This window comes from Hallella seregens ATCC 51272, assembly GCF_000518545.1.
GTDB classification, from domain to species: Bacteria; Bacteroidota; Bacteroidia; order Bacteroidales; family Bacteroidaceae; genus Prevotella; species Prevotella seregens.
This window is the reverse complement of the sequence record NZ_JADU01000009.1, coordinates 24,104-42,477: the sequence shown is the minus strand read 5'-3', so window position 1 is coordinate 42,477 and position 18,374 is coordinate 24,104. Positions and strand designations below refer to the sequence as shown.

Genomic DNA, 18,374 nt, shown 5'->3' with positions numbered 1-18,374 from the left:
TTGTGCAAATATAGTTAAAAACCTTGAGAATTCAAATATTTTGTCTTATTTTTGCAGAAACAACACACTTCAATATTAAAACAAACGCAGAAGATGAAACAGTTTATGGATGAGAACTTCCTGCTCGACACAGCTACGGCGCAGGACCTTTATCACAAGCATGCGGCCCGGATGCCTATCATTGATTACCATTGTCATCTCGTGCCGCAGATGGTGGCCGAGGACCATCAATTCAGAAGCATCACCGAATTGTGGCTTGGCGGCGACCATTACAAGTGGCGGGCCATGCGCACCAACGGCGTGGACGAGCGCTTTTGCACCGGCGACGCCACCGATTGGGAGAAGTTTGAGAAGTGGGCCGAGACCGTGCCCTACACGTTTCGCAACCCGCTCTACCACTGGACACACCTGGAACTGAAGACGGCCTTCGGCATCACCCGCCAGCTCTCGCTTGCAACGGCGCGCGAAATCTACGACGAGTGCAACGAGAAACTTACGCAGCCCGAGTATTCGGCCCGTGGGCTGATGCGCCGTTACCACGTGGAATGCGTGTGCACCACCGACGATCCCGTGGACGACCTGCGCTGGCACAAGGCCACGCGGGAGAGCGGATTCGAGATCAAGATGATTCCCGCGTGGCGCCCCGACAAGGCCATGAACATCGAAAAGCCTGATTTTGCCGACTACGTGAAGCAGCTCTCCGAGGTGAGTGGGGTAGAGGTGGACAGCTACAAGCACATGGTGGACGCGCTCCAAAAACGCCACGACTTCTTTGCCGAGAACGGCTGCCGCCTGTCCGACCACGGCGTGGAGGAGTTCTACGACGACACTTACACCGACTCGCAAATCGAGACCATCTTCTCCAAAGCCCTGCGCGGACTGCAGCTGTCGGCCGAGGAAGTGCGGCAGTACAAGCACGCTTTCCTGAAAGACAGTGCCGAGATGGACCATGCCGCCGGCTGGACACAGCAGTACCATTACGGAGCCATCCGCGACAATAATACGCTGATGTACAACCAGCTCGGCCCCGACACGGGCTTCGATTCCATCGGCGAGTTCAGCACGGCACGCGCCATGAGCCACTTCCTGAACGAGCTGAACATGGAGAAGAAGCTCACGCGTACCATATTATATACGCTCAATCCCTGTGCCAACGAGGTGATAGCCACCATGCTCGGCAACTTCCAGGACGGATCGGAGCCCGGCAAGATTCAGTTCGGCTCCGGCTGGTGGTTCAACGACCAGCTGGACGGCATGACCCGTCAGCTCAACGCCCTCTCGGTGCTCGGCTTGCTCTCGCGTTTCGTGGGCATGCTCACCGACAGCCGTTCGTTCCTGAGCTATCCGCGTCATGAGTATTTCCGGCGGCTGCTCTGCAACCTGCTGGGCAACGATGTGGAGAACGGACTGCTGCCCGACGACCGTGAAACCCTGGCCCGCATGGTGGAGGACATCTCCTACAACAACGCCCGCCGCTACTTCAAGTTCTACTAATCCACCCTCCGCGTGCGGGGAGTGCCGGCACGGGCCGGCCTATCCCCGCACGCGTTCCTTTTATAAAAGTGGGTAGCACTTTTCGTTTCATTTATTTGTTGCTTCCGAAAATAAGTATTAATTTTGCAGAAATTTAAGTTATAACAGTCGCTTACGCATGAAGAAATTATTGATTCCCTTTGTCCTCTTGGCAGTGATTATGGCCATGGGCAGTTGTTCGGGGAGTAAAAAAGTAGCTTATTTCCAGAACATTGATTCCATCAGCCTGGCCGCTTCCCGTGGTCTCTACGATGCCAAGATTATGCCGAAGGACGAGCTTACCATCACTGTACTGACCACCAATCCCGAGGCATCGGCCCCTTTCAACCTGACAGTGAGTAACACGGTGGGCACTTCCGGCCAGCTCTCCACGAGCGTAGGCTCGCTGCAAGGCTACCTGGTCGACAACAATGGAGACATTAATTTCCCGGTGCTGGGCAAGCTGCACGTGGGCGGGCTCACGAAGACACAGACCGAAGACATGATTCTCAGCAAGGTGCGCCCCTACCTGAACGCCAAGGAAAACCCCATCGTGACGGTGCGCATGTCGAGCTATCGGGTGACCGTCATCGGTGAGGTGGGAGCGCCGAAAGTGGTTCCAGTCACCACCGAGAAGATGAGCATCATCGAGGCTTTGGCCTATTCCGGCGACCTGACCATCTATGGCAAGCGCGGCAATGTACTGCTCATCCGCGAGGATGCAAACGGTGAAAAGAAAGCCCACCGCCTGAATCTAAACGATGGCAACCTCTTCAACTCACCTTATTATTACTTGCAGCAGAACGACATTATCTATGTGGAGCCCAACTCGGTCAAGGCCAAGAACTCCGCGATAGGCAGCAGCACCACCATCTGGTTCTCGTTCATCGGCATCGTGACATCCGTCGCTTCATTGCTTGTCAACATCTTGAGAAAATAAGTGAGCGCGCCAGAGGTGATACAAACAAGATAAAAAGAAAGATTGAAATATTAGTCGAAGCTCTTCGGGCTGCCGGTAATATTTCAATCTTTTTTTGAATATACAGTCCAGAAGCACAACAAGAAGAGATTTCATGGAAAAGGGAATACACGAGGATTGCGGCGTGGCCATGGTGCGTCTGCTCAAGCCCCTGAGCTATTACCAGCAGAAATACGGCACGTGGAAGTACGGCTTGAACAAGCTCTACCTGATGATGGAGAAAGAGCACAACCGTGGACAAGAGGGCGCCGGCATTGCTTCGGTGAAGCTGCACACCCAGCCCGGCAACGAATATATGTTCCGCGAGCGCGCCGAAGGCTCCAATGCCATCACGAAAATCTTCGGTTCGGCCCATCGGCAGATACGTCAGGTGCTGGCCGAGAACGGCGAACTTGATCCCAACGACTATGCTGAACTGCCCTTTGCCGGCGAGCTTTACATGGGCCATCTGCGCTATTCCACCACGGGAAAGAGCGGTCTGAAGTACGTGCATCCCTTTTTGCGGCGCAACAATTGGCGGGCCAAGAACCTCTGCCTGTGCGGCAATTACAACATGACCAACGTGGACGAGGTGTTCGAGCGGCTGCTCCATCAGGGCCAGTGTCCCCGTGTCTACAGCGACAGTTACATCATGCTCGAGCTCATGGGGCACCGTCTCGACCGTGAGGTGGAGCGCAATTTTGTCGAGGCCCAGCGGCTCGGACTCGAAGACGGAGCCATCACCGACTACATCGACAGCCACGTGCAGGTGGAGAATGTGCTCAAGACCACGATGACAGGCTTCGACGGCGGCTACGTGGTGTGCGGCATCACGGGCAGCGGCGAGATGTTTGCCATGCGTGACCCCCACGGCATCCGCCCTGGGTTCTACTATCGGAACGACGAGGTGGTGGTGCTGGCCTCCGAGCGTCCGGTGCTGCAAACCACTTTCGATCTGGAGTACGACGACGTGAAAGAGCTGCCCGCCGGCTCGGCGCTTATCGTGCGCAGCAGCGGTGAAGCCCTCATCAAGCCCATCTTGGAGCCCGGCGCCGACGCGGCTTGCTCGTTCGAACGCATCTATTTCTCCCGCGGATCCGATCGCGACATCTATCAGGAACGCAAGAAATTAGGCGAGCAACTCACCCCCCAAGTGCTCCGGGCCGTGGGCCATGACACCCGTCATACCGTCTTCTCCTTTATTCCAAACACAGCCGAGGTGGCCTTTTACGGACTGCTCGACGGCTTCAAACGCTATGTGAACGAGCAGAAAATCCAGCGCATCGAGTCGCTCGGACACATCCCCACGCGGGCCGAACTGGAAGAGATTCTCCACGAATACGTGCGCTCTGAAAAGGTGGCCTGGAAAGATATAAAGCTGCGCACGTTCATCACCGAGGGCAATGCGCGCAACGACCTGGCCTCGCACGTGTATGATATTACCTATGGCAGCGTCAATCCCGAGGATAATTTGGTCATCATCGACGACAGCATCGTGCGCGGCACCACGCTCAAGGAGAGCATTCTGCACATTCTCGACCGGCTGCATCCCAAGAAAATCGTCATCGTGAGCTCGGCACCGCAAATCCGTTATCCCGACTACTACGGCATCGACATGCCGCGACTGGAGGAGTTCTGCGTGTTCCGCGCCACCATCGAACTGCTCAAGGAGCGCGGCATGGCCGACCGCATCCAGAAGGTTTACGCCGACTGCAAGGTCGAATTGAAGAAGCCCAAGACCGAGATGGACAACTGCGTGCGCGAGCTCTACGAGCCTTTCACCGTGGAAGAAATCAACCGAAAGATTGTCGAAATGCTGCGCCCGGCAGGCATGGCCACGCCCATTGAACTGGTGTTCCAGAGCATTGAGGGCCTGCGCAGCGCCATTCCCGACCACCGCGGCACGTGGTACTTCACCGGTCATTACCCCACACCCGGCGGCACCAAGCTGTGCAACCAGGCCTTTGTGAACTATGTGGAGACCGTTTTCCGGCATGATGGCGACCAATAAACGAACAGAATCTTAAAACAAGCTATACAAATGAAGAATGTAACCTTGGTTTTATCCGACGGGACTAAGTTTCATGGGCAGTCCTTTGGCTACGATGCACCCGTGGCCGGAGAGGTGGTTTTCAACACGGCCATGACGGGCTACCCCGAGTCTCTTACCGATCCTTCGTATGCGGGGCAGCTGATGACGCTCACCTATCCCTTGGTGGGTAACTATGGTGTGCCGCCTTTCTCGGTGGAGCCCAACGGTCTCCCCACCTTCATGGAGAGCGACAAGATCTACGCTTCGGCCATCATCGTGGCCGACTACAGCGAGCAGTTCAGCCATTGGAACGCCGTCGAGAGCCTGGCCGACTGGCTCAAGCGCGAGCACGTGCCCGGCATCACGGGTATCGACACCCGCCAGCTCACCAAGGTGTTGCGCGAGCACGGCGTGATGATGGGCAAGATTATCTTCGACGACGACCCCGACAACATACCCTCGGCCAACTACGAAGGCGTCAACTTTGTCGACCAAGTGTCGTGCAAAGAAGTGGTTCGTTACAACGAGGGGGCCGGCAAACGGGTGGTGCTTGTCGACTGTGGAGTGAAGGCCAACATCATACGTTGCCTCATCGAGCGCGGCGTGGAGGTGGTGCGCGTGCCCTGGAACTACGACTACACGGACATGGATTTCGACGGCCTCTTCCTGGCCAACGGGCCCGGTGATCCCGACACTTGTCAGGACGCGGTGGACATCATCCGCAAGCAAATGAGCCAGAGCCGCAAGCCCATCTGCGGCATCTGCATGGGCAACCAGTTGCTGGGCAAGGCCGCCGGGGCTTCAATCTACAAGCTGAAGTACGGGCACCGCTCGCACAATCAGCCCGTGCGCCTCGTGGGCAGCGAGAAATGCTACATCACTTCGCAGAACCACGGCTATGCGGTGGACGCCCACACGCTGGGCCAGGACTGGGAGGAACTCTTCGTTAACATGAACGACGGCTCCAACGAGGGCATACGCCACAAGACCAATCCCTGGTTCACCAGCCAGTTTCACCCCGAGGCTTGCTCGGGTCCGGTGGACACAATGTTCATGTTCGATAGGTTCGTCGAAACGCTAAAGTAAGGTAAGCTCATTCATTAAGGTCAATAAGAAAGGTCATGAAAGATACAAATATCAAGAAGGTTTTGCTGTTGGGCTCCGGCGCTTTGAAGATAGGCGAGGCCGGAGAGTTCGACTATTCGGGTTCGCAGGCCCTGAAAGCCCTGCGCGAAGAGGGGGTCAGGACGGTGCTTATCAACCCCAACATCGCCACCGTGCAGACGTCGGAGGGTGTGGCCGACCAGATATACTTCCTCCCGGTGCAGCCCTATTTCGTGGAGCGCGTCATCGAAAAGGAGCGCCCCGACGGCATCCTGCTGAGCTTTGGAGGCCAGACCGCCCTGAACTGCGGCGTGGAGCTCTACGAGAGCGGCGTGCTGGAGAAGTACGGGGTCAAGGTGCTCGGCACCCCCGTGCAGGCCATCATGGACACCGAAGACCGCGAACTCTTCGTGCGCAAGCTCGACGAAATCGACGTGAAGACCATCAAGAGCGAGGCCTGTGAGACGATGGAACAGTCGCTGCAGGCCGCCAACCATCTGGGCTATCCGGTCATCGTGCGGGCGGCCTACGCCCTCGGCGGCCTCGGTTCGGGCTTTGCCAACAACGACGACGAGCTGCGCACGCTCTGCGAAAAGGCGTTCTCATTCTCGCCCCAGGTGCTGGTGGAGAAAAGTCTCAAGGGATGGAAGGAGATAGAATACGAGGTGGTGCGCGACTGTTACGACAACTGTATCACCGTGTGCAACATGGAGAACTTCGACCCGCTGGGCATCCACACCGGCGAGTCCATTGTCATTGCGCCCTCGCAGACCCTCACCAACGCCGAGTATCACAAGCTGCGCGCGCTGAGCATCAAGATAGTAAGGCACATCGGCATCGTGGGCGAGTGCAACGTGCAGTACGCTTTCGACCCCGCCAGCGAGGACTACCGCGTCATCGAAGTGAACGCTCGCCTAAGCCGTTCGTCGGCACTTGCCTCCAAGGCCACGGGCTACCCGCTGGCCTTTGTGGCCGCCAAGCTGGGCATGGGCTACGGCCTGTTCGAGCTGAAGAACTCGGTGACCAAGACCACAAGCGCCTTTTTCGAGCCCGCGCTGGACTATGTGGTGTGCAAGATTCCGCGCTGGGACCTCTCCAAATTCCACGGCGTAGACCGCGAGTTGGGGTCGAGCATGAAGAGCGTGGGCGAGGTAATGGCCATCGGCCGCAACTTTGAAGAGGCCATCCAGAAAGGCCTGCGCATGATAGGGCAGGGCATGCACGGCTTCGTGGAGAACAAGGAATTGGAGATTCCCAACCTGGACGAGGCCCTGCAAGAACCCACCGACAAGCGCGTGTTTGTCATTTCCAAGGCCATGCACCGCGGCTATACCATCGACCAGATACACGAACTGACGAAGATAGACCGCTGGTTCCTCCACAAGCTGAAACACATCATCGACATCGATGAGCGGCTGAAACGCTGCAACGTGAACACCCTCGACCGCACGCTGCTGCGCGAGGCCAAAGTCTACGGCTTCACCGATTTCCAGGTGGCCCGCGCCGTGGGGCTGGAGCGCGAGCTGGGCAACATGCACAAGGCCATGCTCCTCATCCGCCGTCTGCGCAAGGGCTACGGCATCGTTCCCGTGGTGAAACAGATCGACACGCTGGCCGCCGAGTACCCCGCCCAGACCAATTACCTCTACGTGACCTACGCCGGAGTGGCCAGCGACGTGGCTTTCCCGTCCGACCGCCACTCGGTGGTGGTGCTCGGTTCGGGGGCTTACCGCATCGGCAGCTCCGTGGAATTCGACTGGTGTGGCGTGCAGGCTCTGCAGACGATTCGCCGGCAGGGCTACCGCAGCATCATGATTAACTACAACCCTGAAACCGTGTCGACCGACTACGACATGTGCGACCGGCTCTACTTCGACGAGCTCACCTTTGAGCGCGTGATGGACATTATCGAGCTTGAGAACCCGCACGGCGTCATTGTTTCCACCGGCGGCCAGATACCCAACAACCTTGCCATGCACCTCGACGAGCAGCACGTGCCCATCCTCGGCACGTCGGCCCGCGACATCGACAACGCCGAAGACCGCGCCAAGTTCTCGTCGATGCTCACCCGCAACAACATCAACCAGCCAGAATGGAGCGCGCTTACCTCGATGGATGACATCGACCGCTTCGTCGAGCGCGTGGGCTTCCCCGTGCTCGTGCGCCCCAGCTACGTGCTTTCGGGCGCGGCCATGAACGTGTGTTCCAACCGCGAGGAGCTCGAACGCTTCCTGCGACTGGCCGCCAACGTGAGTGAAGACCACCCCGTGGTGGTGTCGAAGTTCATCGAGCACGCCAAGGAAATCGAGATGGATGCCGTGGCACGCGACGGCGAGATACTGGCCTACGCCATCTCCGAGCACATCGAGTTTGCCGGTGTGCACTCCGGCGACGCCACCATTGAGTTCCCGCCGCAGAAGCTCTACGTGGAGACCGTGCGCCGCATCAAGCGCGTGAGCCGCCAGATTGCCCGCGAACTCCACATCTCCGGCCCGTTCAACATACAGTACATGGCCCGCGAGAACGACATCCTCGTCATCGAGTGCAACCTGCGTGCCAGCCGTTCGTTCCCCTTCGTGAGCAAGGTGCTCAAGCTCAATCTCATCGACTTGGCCACCAAAGTGATGCTCGGCGTGCCCGTGGAGAGGCCCTCGAAGAACCTCTTCGACCTGGAGTATGTGGGTATCAAGGCCAGCCAGTTCTCCTTCAACCGTCTGCAGAAGGCCGACCCCGTGCTGGGTGTCGACATGAGTTCCACGGGCGAGGTGGGCTGCCTGGGCGACGACACCAACCAGGCTCTGCTCAAGAGCATGCTCTCCGTGGGCCACCGCATTCCGCGCCACTCGGTGCTGCTCTCCACGGGTGGAGCCAAGCAAAAGGCCGAGATGCTCGACGCAGCGAAGATGCTTATCGACCACGGCTACGAGCTTTATGCCACGGGCGGCACGTCGAAATACTTGAAAGACAACGGCATTGACAACACGCTGGTGTACTGGCCCTCCGACCAGGGCAAGGAGCCGCAGGCCCTCACGCTGCTGCACGAGAAGAAGATCGATATGGTGGTGAACATTCCCAAGGACCTCACCACTCACGAACTCACCAACGGCTACAAGATTCGGCGCGCAGCCATAGACCTCAACGTGCCGCTCATCACCAACACGCGGCTGGCCAGTGCTTTCATCACGGCGTTCTGTACGCTTGGCCCTGCTGACATCGACATCAAGGCTTGGGGCGAGTATTAGGTCCGCCGGCCGGTGCGAATGCGCCCTGCGCGTGGCTGTGGGGCTGGCTGTAGCGAGTGGCACGCACGGTGTGGGGCCCTGCAAGGGTGGCCGAAAGTGACGGGTATGTGTGGGGCGAGGCCCTGCAAGTTGGGGCGGAAGTGTTGGCCGGCACGGCCCACTGTCAAAATGAATACGGCGTTATCACGAAGTGATAACGCCGTATTTGCGTTGCGTTTGCGCCGTAGTCGCCCCGCGTTTGCGGTGTTTTCATGGGGTGAGAACGGCGTGTTTGTAGGAGGGGATAGGCGCGCTTATAGGAGAAGATAGGCGTATGATAGGATTTGATAAGCCGCAATTGTATGAGGGGATAGGTGTGTTTGTAGGAGGGGATAGGGGCGCTTATAGGAGAAGATAGGCGTATGATAGGATTTGATAAGCCGCAAGCATGGGTGGGGCAAACCATATCATAGGGATGTGCAGCGGTTGCGGGCTGTGCGCGGGCCGGTTGCCGGCCCACGGAAGACGGGGGCGGGGCAACAGCGGCGGCGGTCAGCGCGAGGGCCGGGTCAGCTCGGCGTAGGCGGCATCGAAAGCCTTGGGGTGGCGGGCCAGGAAGCAGATGTTGACAAAAGCGTTGGCCAACATCTCGACATCAGAGAGGTCTACGCCCTTCTCGCGGCTTAGGTTCTTGCCCAGACACACCTCCCAGGTGGTGTCGAAGTCGCGGTCTTCGGCCCCCATGTACTTTTCTTCGCCGCGCGGGGCCGGCATAATCTTGTAGCGGATGTCCTTTTTCGACGGCACGGGCTTCAGGCCGAGCAGGATGTTGTAGGCCTCGTGGAGGGGCTCGCGATACTTGGCCGTGCCGGGGAACATGTCGGCAATGGTCGACATGATCTCGTCGAAATCGTAGGCTTGGAGGAGTTCGTAAACAATCATAAACTTAGAATTTGGCCATCTTGATGGCGTCTATGGCACACTCGTCGCCCTTGTTGCCCAGCCGTCCGCCGCTGCGGTCGCGGGCCTGCTGCAGGTCGTTGGTGGTGAGCAGACCGTAGATGACGGGTATGTTTTGCGAGGCATTGAGGTGTGCGATGCCGTAGGTCACGCCCTGGCAGATATAGTCGAAGTGGGGTGTCTCGCCGCGAATGACGCTGCCCAGGATGATGATGGCGTCGAAACCGTCGTTCTTGCTCAGCTGCTGTGCGCCGTAGACCAGCTCGAAGCTGCCCGGCACGGTCTTCACATGGATGTTCTCAGGCAGCGTGCCGTGCTTCTCGAGGGTCTTCACGGCACCCTCGAGCAGGGCGCCGGTAATCTCCGGATTCCACTCGGCCACCACGATGCCGAAGCACATGTTGCTGGCATCGGGCACCTGGGCGAAGTCGTAATCGGAGAGGTTGTGGAGTGCGGTGGCCATGGGTTACTTCGTAGCGCGTTCGATGTACTTGTCGATCTCGTGGCTCTGTACGAGTGGGGAGTTCAAGTATTTGGCTTGGATTTGCTGATAAATCTTCAAGGCCTCGTCCTGCTTATTCTGCGACTCGAGCAGCTGTCCGGCCTGGAGCAGGAAAGCGGGCGAGAGGCTGTTGTTGACGCCGTTCTTGGCTTCACGGTCGGCCTTGTCGGCGGCTTCCTTGAGCTTGCTCACGGCTTTGTCGAGTTGTCCCACGTGGGCGTAGGCGTTGCCCAAGGCCTCGATGGCGGCGGGACCAACCATGGCATCGCCCGCGGGCGAGTAGCTTTCGAGGTACTTTACAGCCTCCTGCCACTTGCCGAGATTGGCGTAACACAGGCCCGCATAGAGGTTGGCCAGGTTGCCGGCGTCGGTGCTGCTGTAGTCGCTGGCTATCTTGACGAAGCCCTCGTAGCCGGCGCCGTCGCCGTTGAGAGCCTTGTCGAACTGCTCGGCGTTGAAGTATTCCTGGCCGCGTGCGATGGCCGTGCTGGCCTTTTCCTGGCGCGGATGGCCAATAAAGGTGGTGTAGCAGAAATAGCCGGCCACGATGATGATGACGGCAGCTGCGGCGATGAGAATTGCCTTGACGTTCTTCTGGAAGAATGCTTGCTCTTTGCTGGCAACCTCATAGGTAGCCTGTTCGTTTTTGTTTGCCATTATTTTTTGCTTATTTTTATGATTTCATTCATTGCGACAAAATTACGGTTTTTCTCTCAGATAGTGAAATTTATCATGCCCTTTTTTCGTTTTTACAGCCTAAAACAGCTAACTTTGCACGCCAGCACACGCAGCGTAAAATGAGATTAAACAAGATTTCCATCATCAATTACAAGAATATTCGTGCGGCCAATCTGGCGTTCTCGCCCAAGGTAAACTGCTTCATCGGCAGCAACGGCGAGGGCAAGACCAACCTGCTCGACGCGGTCTACTACCTGTCGTTCTGCCACAGCAGCTTCACCAATATGGACAGCCAGGTGATGACCCACGGGGAGGACTTCTTCGTGCTTGAGGGTGATTACGAGACCGACGACGGCTCCGAGGAGAACATCTACGCCGGCATGAAGCGCGGACGGCACAAGCACTTCCGCCGCAACAAGAAAGATTACAAGAAGTTTTCGGAGCACATCGGGCGCGTGCCGCTCATCTTCGTGTCGCCCTCTGACACCATTCTCGTGGACGGCGGCGGCGAGGAGCGGCGGCGGCTCATGGATGTGGTGATTGCGCAGTACGACCATCGGTACATCGATGCCCTGAACCGCTACAACAAAGCCCTGCAGCAACGCAACGCCTTGCTCAGGCAGGAGCAGGAGCCCGACGCCATGCTCATGCAGCTGTGGGAGGAGGAGATGGCTGCGCAGGGCGAGGCGGTGTATGCCCGGCGTGACGCTTTCGTGCGCGAGCTGGTGCCGGTGTTCCAGGAGATTTACCGGCACGTCTCGGGCGAGCGGGAGACGGTGTCGCTGCGCTATGTGTCGCATGCGCAGCGCGGGCCCCTGCTCGACGTGATACGGCGCGACGCCCATCGCGACCGCGCCGTGGGCTACAGTCTGCACGGCATACACCGCGACGACCTGGAAATGCTCATCGGTGACTATCCCATGAAGCGCGAGGGCAGCCAGGGACAGACCAAGACTTACGTGCTGGCACTGAAGCTGGCGCAGTTCGATTTCCTGCGGCGCACGGCATCGAACACTGCGCCGCTGTTGTTGCTTGACGATATTTTCGACAAGCTCGACGCCCAGCGCGTGGAGCAGATCGTGGACTTGGTGTCGGGCGACAAGTACGGACAGATCTTCATTACCGACACCAACCGCGACCATCTGGACAAGATTCTGCGGCACAGCCGGCAGGACTACAAGCTGTTCGACGTGCAGGGGGGCGAAATCGAGGAAAGGGAACGCGGCCATGTTTAAGCGCGAGGTGAAGCCGCTGGGCGAGGTGCTGCGCAAGTTTCTGCGCGACGGCGGGCTCGAGACACCGCTGTTGCAGCTGCGTGTGGTCGAGGCCTGGGATCGCGTGGCCGGCCCCATGGTGGCCCGCTACACGGCAGAAAAGTTTGTGAAAAACCAAGTGCTTTTCGTCAAGATTCAGAATCCCGCGTTGCGTCAGGACTTGAGCATGATGCGGTCGCAGCTGGTGCGGCGGCTCAATGCCGCCGTGGGCAGCTCGGTAATCGTGGATGTAAGGGTGTATTAGGCGCCGTCGGCATGGCACCGCCGGGCGAGCGGGGTGTCAGAGCACCTCGTCCATGGGCTGGTCCGTAGCTTCGCAGGGCACGCAGTCCGTCTTCTGAAAGTCGAAGCAAATGCCTATCTTGTATGTGTGGGCGAGCCGTGCCAGCAAGCGGTCGTAGTAGCCCTTGCCGCGCCCCAGCCTGTTGCCGTGGGCGTCGAAACTCATGCCCGGCACCACGGCCACGTCGATGTCGAGGGGCCGCGGATAGGCCGGCCCCGTGGGTTCCATGATGCCGAAAGCACCGGGCTGCATGCTCTCGTGCCCGGTGTAGCGGCGCAGCTCCAGCCGTTCGCCGTCTGCGACCTTGGGCAGCAGCACGGTCTTGCCCTCGGCGTGCAGCCGGGCGATGCAGCCGTGGGTGTCCACTTCGTCGGGTAGCGAGCAGTAGAGTAGGATGGTGCGGGCCGCCTGCATGCGCGGGTGGGCCGTCAGCCGGCCGATGACCTCGGCCGACAGCGCGGCCAGCTCCTCGGCCGTGTGCTCCCGCTTGCGCCGGCGGATGAGTTCGCGCAACGCCTGCTTGGCGGCCTGGGTCTCGTTCTTCATCGCTTCTGCCCTTGCTCTTTTTACTCTTTTACCCTTTTACTTTTTCACCTTTTTCCCTTTTGCCTTCTCCGGGGCTTTGGGAAAAGAGGCGTTGTTTCGGAACACGCGCAGGGCCGTGGCAACGACCGGGTCGTCCTGATTGAGGTATTGGTTGAGCGCCTGCTCGTCAAGCATGTTGTAGATGATGCGGCCGTTGATGTAGCGTTCGAGCAGCGAATGGCTCTGTCGGATGAGCAGATTGCGGCGCTGCAAGCCCCTCTTGTCGGCATAGTTGACGAACTGGTCCACCGTGTTCTGCTTCTTCAAGTAGGCCGCGAGCTTGAGCATTTCCTGGAATTGCTTCATCTTTTGGCGGTTGTTGTCGGTGTAGGTGAAAGCAAATTGCAGGATGAGTCCGCTCATGGCTGCCTGTTTATAATAAGAGGTGACGCCCGTCGTGTCTTCGGGAACAAAGATGTCGGGTGTGACGCCGCCGCCGCCATACACCGTCCGTCCGTTGGCCGTGTGGTAGGCAGGGCCGGTGTGTTTGATGCTGTCCTGCGAGAAAAACTCGCCGTGCTGGTAGCGCGTGATGAGGTCGGAGGCGTAGCTTGGGTCGCCGCCGTCGGTGTAGGGTTTCTGGATGCAGCGGCCCGAGGGGGTGTAGTAGCGGGCGATGGTGAGGCGTATCATGCTGCCGTCGGGGAACGGAATCTGCTGCTGCACGAGTCCCTTGCCGAACGAACGGCGGCCGATGATGGTGGCGCGGTCGTTGTCCTGCATGGCCCCGGCAAAGATTTCGGCGGCCGATGCCGACCCCTCGTTGATGAGCACCACGAGCGGCATGGTCTGATAGGCGCCGTGTCCGTCGGAGCGATACTCCTCGCGCGGCGACTTGCGGCCCTGGGTATAGACGATGAGCTTCTTGGCGGGGAGGAACTCATTGGCCATCTGCACCGCGCTTTGCAGGTAGCCTCCGGTATTGTCTCGCAGGTCGATTACGAGGTTGCTGAAGCCCTGTTGCTGCAAATTGGCCAGTGCGATGAGCAGTTCGGGATAGGTCTTTTCTCCGAAGTTTTTCACCTTGATATAGCCTGTACTGTCGTCGAGCATGAAGGCGGCGGTGACGGTTTTGGTGGGAATTTCGCCGCGTGTCACCTCGTAGACGATGGGCTTGGCATGGCCGTAGCGCAGCACTCCTATCTTTACTTTGGAGCCCTGCGGGCCCTTGAGGCGACGCTGTGCCTCCTCGTTGGTGACGCTCTTGCCCACGAACGGCTTGCCGTCCACGGTCACAATCTTGTCGCCCGCAATGAGGCCGGCCTTCTCGGCGGGCCCGTTTCGGATGACGTTTTGCACGTGGATGGTGTCCTCGCGGATGGTAAACTCGATGCCCACACCCGAGAACGAGCCCTTCAGATCGTCGTTGGCGGCCTGCACGTCGCTTGCGCTGATGTAGACAGAATGGGGGTCAAGCTCGGCGAGAATCTGCGGAATGGCCTTCTCCACAAGGGAGTCGATGTCCACCTTGTCCACATATTGGTCGTCGATGATGCGTAGCAGGTTGTTCAATCGGTTGCTCCCGCTGTTGATGACAGTGAGCCGATTGCCCGAGAAATGGTTGGCATAGAAAGAGCCGATGATGATGCCGATGACCACGCAAAGGGCCATGAGCAGCGGCATAAACCTATTCTTGTTCTCGTTCTTCATCTTGCTTGTCTTTGATTTGTTGCATGTCCATGAACACAACTTCCACTCCTGCGCGCTGGAGCAGCTGGATGCCGTCGTCGAGTCGGTAGGTTTCGCCGTAGACCACGCGGCGTATGCCGGCCTGGATGATGAGTTTGGCACACTCGATGCAGGGCGACGCCGTGACGTAGAGCGTGGCTCCCTCGCTGTTGTTGTGCGAGCGGGCCAGCTTCGTGATGGCGTTGGCCTCGGCGTGGAGCACGTAGGAAAAGGTGACGTTGGACGTGTCCTCGCACCGGTTCTCGAAGCCGCTCGGCGTGCCGTTGTAGCCGTCGCTGATAATCATCTTGTCCTTCACCACCAGCGCGCCCACCTTGCGGCGTCGGCAATAGGAGTTTTCGGCCCAGATGTGGGCCATGCGCAGATAGCGCCCGTCAAGGCGGCGGCGCTTGTCTTCCTGCTTTCTCTCGTCTTCCATGAGTGTGGGTTGTTATGTCGTTGGGGCGGTCAAGGGTGGGCCGGGTCAATGCCGTTGCGCCGGAGCAGGGCGTCGATGGTGGGCTCCTGGCCGCGGAACCGCTTGTAGAGCGTCATGGGATTCTCGGTGCCGCCGCGCGAGAGCACGCAGTCGCGCAGCCGTTGGGCCGTGGCGCGGTCGAAGATGCCGTGCTGCTTGAACACGCTGAACGCGTCGGCATCGAGCACTTCGGCCCACTTGTAGCTGTAGTAGCCGGCTGCATAGCCACCGGCCATGATGTGGGAAAACTGCACCGTCATGCACGTGTCGGGCAGCTGTGGGGTGATGATGGCCGGGGCCCACGCTTGCTTTTCAAAGGTCATGATGTCCTCGGTGAACGGCTCGCGCTGGGTGTAATAGGCCATGTCGAGTAGGCCGAAGCCCACCTGACGCAGACAGCTGTAGGCCACGTTGAAGTTGCGGCTGCGCACGATACGGTCGACGAGCTCGTCGGGAATGGGCTCGCCCGACTCGTAGTGGAAGGCGAAAGTGCGCAGGAATTCTTTCTCGACGGCATAGTTCTCCATGAACTGCGAGGGCATCTCCACGAAGTCCCACCACACGTTTGTGCCCGAGAGCGAGCCGAAACGGGTGTTGGCCAACATGCCGTGGAGCGAGTGTCCGAACTCGTGCAGGAAGGTCTCCACCTCGCTCAGCGTGAGCAATGCCGGCTTGGTGTCGGTGGGTTTGGTGAGATTCATCACCACGCTCACGTGGGGACGCACGTTCTCTCCCTGGTTGGTGATGTGCTGTCCCTGGAACTCTGTCATCCAGGCGCCGCCCTGCTTGCCGGCCCGCGGATGGAAGTCGGCATAGAAAACAGCGAGGAATGAGCCGTCGTTGTCGAACACTTCGTAGGCCTTGACATCGGGGTGATACACCGGTATGTCGGGGTTTTCGCGGAACGTCAGGCCGTAGAGACGGCCGGCCAGACCGAACACTCCCTCCGTCACCTTGTCGAGTTGGAAGTAGGGGCGCAGCATTTCGGCGTCGAGATCGTACTTCTCCATTTGCAGCTTGTGGGCGTAGAACGAGAAGTCCCAGGGCTGCAACTCAAAGTCGTCGCCCTCCATCTTGCGGGCCATGGCCGTGATTTCCTCCACCTCCTGCACGGCGGTGGGCTTGTAGGCGGCCAGCAAATCGTTGAGCAACTTGTACACATGGGCCGTGTCGCCGGCCATGCGGTGCTTGAGTATATAGTCTGCAAAGCAGTCGTAGCCCAGCAGCTGGGCCAGCTCGCGCCTCAGGTTGACGAGGCGTTGGCATATCCGGAGGTTGTTCTCTGCGTTGTCGTGGGTGCACTCGGTGTTGCGCGCCATGTACATTTGGCGGCGCAGCTCGCGCTGTGTGGAGTAGGTGAGGAAGGGCGAATAGCTGGGATAGTCGAGTGTGAAGACCCATCCCTCGAGGCCCCGTTCGCGGGCCGTCTGTGCGGCGGCATCCACTGCTGTGTCGGGCAGTCCGTCGAGTTGGGCGCGGTCGGAGAGGTGCAGGGTGTAGGCTTTGTTCTCCTTGAGCAGGTTCTGTGAGAACTGCAGGGTGAGCATGTCGGCCTCCTCGGTGAGCCGGCGCAGCCGTTGCTTGCCCTCCTCGTCGAGCAGGGCGCCGCTGCGTACAAAGGCATCGTACTCCTTGTCGAGCAGTGTTTGCTCCTCGGGCGTGAGCTCGCGGTGGTGCTCATATACGTATTTCACGCGCTCAAAGAGCCGTGGATTGAGGATGACGTCGTTGCTGTGCTTGGTGAGAATGGGGCTCAGCTTCTGGGCCAGGGCCTCCATCTGGGGCGTGGTCTCCGCACTCATCAGGCAGGAGAAGATGGTCGACACGCGGTCGAGCAGGTCGTAATAGTGCCGCCCGTGCGACAGATCCTCGGCGGCAATGGTATTGTCGAACGTGGGTTCCTCGGGGTTGCCGACAATCTTGGCAATCTCCTCGTCGTCGCGTCGGATGCCTTCCATGAAGGCCTCCTCGTAGTCCTCGAACTTGATTTTGTGGAAGGGGATGGTGTCGTGTGGCGTCCCGTAGGGCTCCATGAAAGGGTTGACACGTTTTTCGGTTTGGCTCATGGCTTGTCGCTTTCTCTTTCTCTATGGATGTGCAAAGGTAACAAAAAGAGTTGGACACGCGCGGGAAGCGGGTGGTTTATAAGCAAAATTTAACGTAGAACACGGCGCAAACGCACGGCGGCGGGCGCGAAAAAAGGAGGCCTTTCCTTTGCCGTTCGGGAAATAAATACTAATTTTGCGCCATGAAGCAAGCCATGATTTTCGCTGCAGGCTTGGGCACACGCCTGAAACCGCTTACCGACACGATGCCCAAGGCACTGGTAAGCGTGGGCGGACAGCCGCTGTTGCAGCACGTGGTTTTCAGGTTGCGCGATGCCGGATTCACCCGTTTGGTGGTCAACGTGCATCACTTTTCCCAGCAAATCAAGGACTATCTGCAGGCCAACGACAGCTTTGGCCTCGACATTCGGGTGAGCGACGAGACTGCCGCCTTGCTTGACACGGGCGGCGGTCTGCGCAAGGCCGCGCCGCTGTTCGACGCGCACCGCCCCATCCTCATCCACAACGTGGACATCCTAAGCAACGTGGACTTGGCCCGGTTCTACGCCCTCGACCCCCGCGTGGCGTGCCCCGACTGCGGCGTGCCCCACCGCATGGCCGGCGCGCAACTGCTCGTGAGCTGGCGCAGGACGCGCCGCTACCTGCTCTTCGACGACCGGATGCTGCTCGTGGGGTGGGTCAATGTGGAGACGGGCGAGGTGAAATCGCCCTATCCCGAAGTGGCCCGTGCGGCCGCCTCGGTGCGTTGGCCGCTGGCCGTCGGCGACGCGCCCATGCGGCTGGCAGGGCTTTACCGCATGTATGCTTTCAGCGGCATACACAGCTTTTCGCCGCTCTTTTTCCCCTACATGGTGGCGTGGCCCGAGCGGTTTGCCATCATGGACTTCTACCTGCGCCACTGCCGCGAGGTGCCCGTTAAGGGCCATGTCGAGCCCGACCTGCAGCTCATGGACGTGGGCAAGCTCGGCACACTGGACGCCGCCGAGGCCTTTGCGCAGCAGCTCGACCATCAACATCAAATTCATCATAACACTTAAACGCATGCCTCGGCCG

15 protein-coding genes are annotated in these 18,374 nt (G+C 59.1%); 8 read left to right on the top strand and 7 right to left on the bottom strand.

Annotation, left to right across the window (positions count from 1 at the left end; genetic code table 11):
- The first annotated feature begins 93 nt into the window (after positions 1-93).
- The 5 genes from uxaC to carB all read left to right on the top strand — a co-directional run bounded on the left by uxaC (position 94) and on the right by carB (position 8,848).
- Positions 94-1,494: a glucuronate isomerase gene (gene uxaC, locus L888_RS0103835; protein WP_027951932.1), complete on the top strand. Its 1,401-nt coding sequence runs from the start codon at positions 94-96 to the stop codon at positions 1,492-1,494.
- A 157-nt stretch (positions 1,495-1,651) separates the two neighbouring features.
- Entirely contained in the window at positions 1,652-2,452 is an 801-nt protein-coding gene (locus L888_RS0103830) for a polysaccharide biosynthesis/export family protein (RefSeq protein ID WP_005847581.1), read from the top strand.
- A gap of 133 nt (positions 2,453-2,585) precedes the next feature.
- The gene (locus L888_RS0103825; RefSeq protein WP_005847578.1) at positions 2,586-4,481 is read left to right on the top strand and encodes an amidophosphoribosyltransferase; all 1,896 of its coding nucleotides are present in this window, start codon (positions 2,586-2,588) and stop codon (positions 4,479-4,481) included.
- Positions 4,482-4,511: 30 nt separating this feature from the next.
- Entirely contained in the window at positions 4,512-5,588 is a 1,077-nt protein-coding gene (gene carA / locus L888_RS0103820) for a glutamine-hydrolyzing carbamoyl-phosphate synthase small subunit (RefSeq protein ID WP_027951931.1), read from the top strand.
- 35 nt (positions 5,589-5,623) lie between these two features.
- Positions 5,624-8,848 (top strand): carbamoyl-phosphate synthase (glutamine-hydrolyzing) large subunit, encoded by a 3,225-nt coding sequence (gene carB / locus L888_RS0103815; protein WP_027951930.1) that lies wholly within the window; start codon positions 5,624-5,626, stop codon positions 8,846-8,848.
- A gap of 531 nt (positions 8,849-9,379) precedes the next feature.
- Here the strand turns inward: carB and L888_RS0103810 are convergent.
- From L888_RS0103810 to L888_RS0103800, 3 genes are read right to left on the bottom strand one after another with little or no spacing between them, the layout of a single operon-like run.
- The gene (locus L888_RS0103810; RefSeq protein ID WP_005847572.1) at positions 9,380-9,769 is read right to left on the bottom strand and encodes a hypothetical protein; all 390 of its coding nucleotides are present in this window, start codon (positions 9,767-9,769) and stop codon (positions 9,380-9,382) included.
- A gap of 4 nt (positions 9,770-9,773) precedes the next feature.
- Positions 9,774-10,250, bottom strand: a complete 477-nt coding sequence (gene ribH / locus L888_RS0103805; RefSeq protein WP_005847570.1) for a 6,7-dimethyl-8-ribityllumazine synthase — start codon at positions 10,248-10,250, stop codon at positions 9,774-9,776.
- Between the two features lie 3 nt (positions 10,251-10,253).
- Positions 10,254-10,946 (bottom strand): tetratricopeptide repeat protein, encoded by a 693-nt coding sequence (locus tag L888_RS0103800; protein WP_027951929.1) that lies wholly within the window; start codon positions 10,944-10,946, stop codon positions 10,254-10,256.
- Between the two features lie 140 nt (positions 10,947-11,086).
- On the opposite strand from L888_RS0103800, the gene recF reads away from it, so the two are divergent.
- A complete protein-coding gene (gene recF, locus L888_RS0103795) occupies positions 11,087-12,202 on the top strand; it encodes a DNA replication/repair protein RecF (protein WP_027951928.1) in 1,116 nt (371 codons plus the stop codon).
- A complete protein-coding gene (locus tag L888_RS0103790; RefSeq protein ID WP_005847564.1) occupies positions 12,195-12,485 on the top strand; it encodes a DciA family protein in 291 nt (96 codons plus the stop codon). Before recF ends, L888_RS0103790 begins: the two co-directional genes overlap by 8 nt.
- 36 nt (positions 12,486-12,521) lie before the next feature.
- Here L888_RS0103790 and L888_RS0103785 read toward each other — a convergent pair whose 3' ends face one another.
- Genes L888_RS0103785 through L888_RS0103770 form a run of 4 tightly spaced genes read right to left on the bottom strand, consistent with a single transcriptional unit; the run spans position 12,522 to position 17,321 of the window.
- Entirely contained in the window at positions 12,522-13,070 is a 549-nt protein-coding gene (locus L888_RS0103785) for a 5-formyltetrahydrofolate cyclo-ligase (protein ID WP_027951927.1), read from the bottom strand.
- A gap of 36 nt (positions 13,071-13,106) precedes the next feature.
- Positions 13,107-14,759, bottom strand: a complete 1,653-nt coding sequence (locus L888_RS0103780) for a S41 family peptidase (protein ID WP_027951926.1) — start codon at positions 14,757-14,759, stop codon at positions 13,107-13,109.
- Positions 14,737-15,216 carry a dCMP deaminase family protein gene (locus L888_RS0103775; protein ID WP_027951925.1) on the bottom strand — a complete coding sequence of 160 codons (480 nt, stop codon included), beginning with the start codon at positions 15,214-15,216 and terminating at the stop codon, positions 14,737-14,739. The genes L888_RS0103780 and L888_RS0103775 overlap by 23 nt, the downstream gene beginning before the upstream one ends.
- Positions 15,217-15,245: 29 nt before the next feature.
- Positions 15,246-17,321, bottom strand: a complete 2,076-nt coding sequence (locus L888_RS0103770) for a M3 family metallopeptidase (protein WP_027951924.1) — start codon at positions 17,319-17,321, stop codon at positions 15,246-15,248.
- Positions 17,322-17,503: 182 nt separating this feature from the next.
- On the opposite strand from L888_RS0103770, the gene L888_RS0103765 reads away from it, so the two are divergent.
- On the top strand, positions 17,504-18,358 hold the full coding sequence (locus L888_RS0103765) for a sugar phosphate nucleotidyltransferase (RefSeq protein WP_027951923.1): 855 nt from the start codon (positions 17,504-17,506) through the stop codon (positions 18,356-18,358).
- The last annotated feature ends 16 nt before the right edge of the window (positions 18,359-18,374 follow it).

Bases quoted from the DNA above. Each gene is read 5' to 3' on its own strand.
- uxaC (WP_027951932.1), top strand. From the start codon at position 94: ATGAAACAGTTTATGGATGAGAACTTCCTGCTCGACACAGCTACGGCG.
- L888_RS0103830 (WP_005847581.1), top strand. From the start codon at position 1,652: ATGAAGAAATTATTGATTCCCTTTGTCCTCTTGGCAGTGATTATGGCC.
- L888_RS0103825 (WP_005847578.1), top strand. From the start codon at position 2,586: ATGGAAAAGGGAATACACGAGGATTGCGGCGTGGCCATGGTGCGTCTG.
- carA (WP_027951931.1), top strand. From the start codon at position 4,512: ATGAAGAATGTAACCTTGGTTTTATCCGACGGGACTAAGTTTCATGGG.
- carB (WP_027951930.1), top strand. From the start codon at position 5,624: ATGAAAGATACAAATATCAAGAAGGTTTTGCTGTTGGGCTCCGGCGCT.
- L888_RS0103810 (WP_005847572.1), bottom strand. From the start codon at position 9,769: ATGATTGTTTACGAACTCCTCCAAGCCTACGATTTCGACGAGATCATG.
- ribH (WP_005847570.1), bottom strand. From the start codon at position 10,250: ATGGCCACCGCACTCCACAACCTCTCCGATTACGACTTCGCCCAGGTG.
- L888_RS0103800 (WP_027951929.1), bottom strand. From the start codon at position 10,946: ATGGCAAACAAAAACGAACAGGCTACCTATGAGGTTGCCAGCAAAGAG.
- recF (WP_027951928.1), top strand. From the start codon at position 11,087: ATGAGATTAAACAAGATTTCCATCATCAATTACAAGAATATTCGTGCG.
- L888_RS0103790 (WP_005847564.1), top strand. From the start codon at position 12,195: ATGTTTAAGCGCGAGGTGAAGCCGCTGGGCGAGGTGCTGCGCAAGTTT.
- L888_RS0103785 (WP_027951927.1), bottom strand. From the start codon at position 13,070: ATGAAGAACGAGACCCAGGCCGCCAAGCAGGCGTTGCGCGAACTCATC.
- L888_RS0103780 (WP_027951926.1), bottom strand. From the start codon at position 14,759: ATGAAGAACGAGAACAAGAATAGGTTTATGCCGCTGCTCATGGCCCTT.
- L888_RS0103775 (WP_027951925.1), bottom strand. From the start codon at position 15,216: ATGGAAGACGAGAGAAAGCAGGAAGACAAGCGCCGCCGCCTTGACGGG.
- L888_RS0103770 (WP_027951924.1), bottom strand. From the start codon at position 17,321: ATGAGCCAAACCGAAAAACGTGTCAACCCTTTCATGGAGCCCTACGGG.
- L888_RS0103765 (WP_027951923.1), top strand. From the start codon at position 17,504: ATGAAGCAAGCCATGATTTTCGCTGCAGGCTTGGGCACACGCCTGAAA.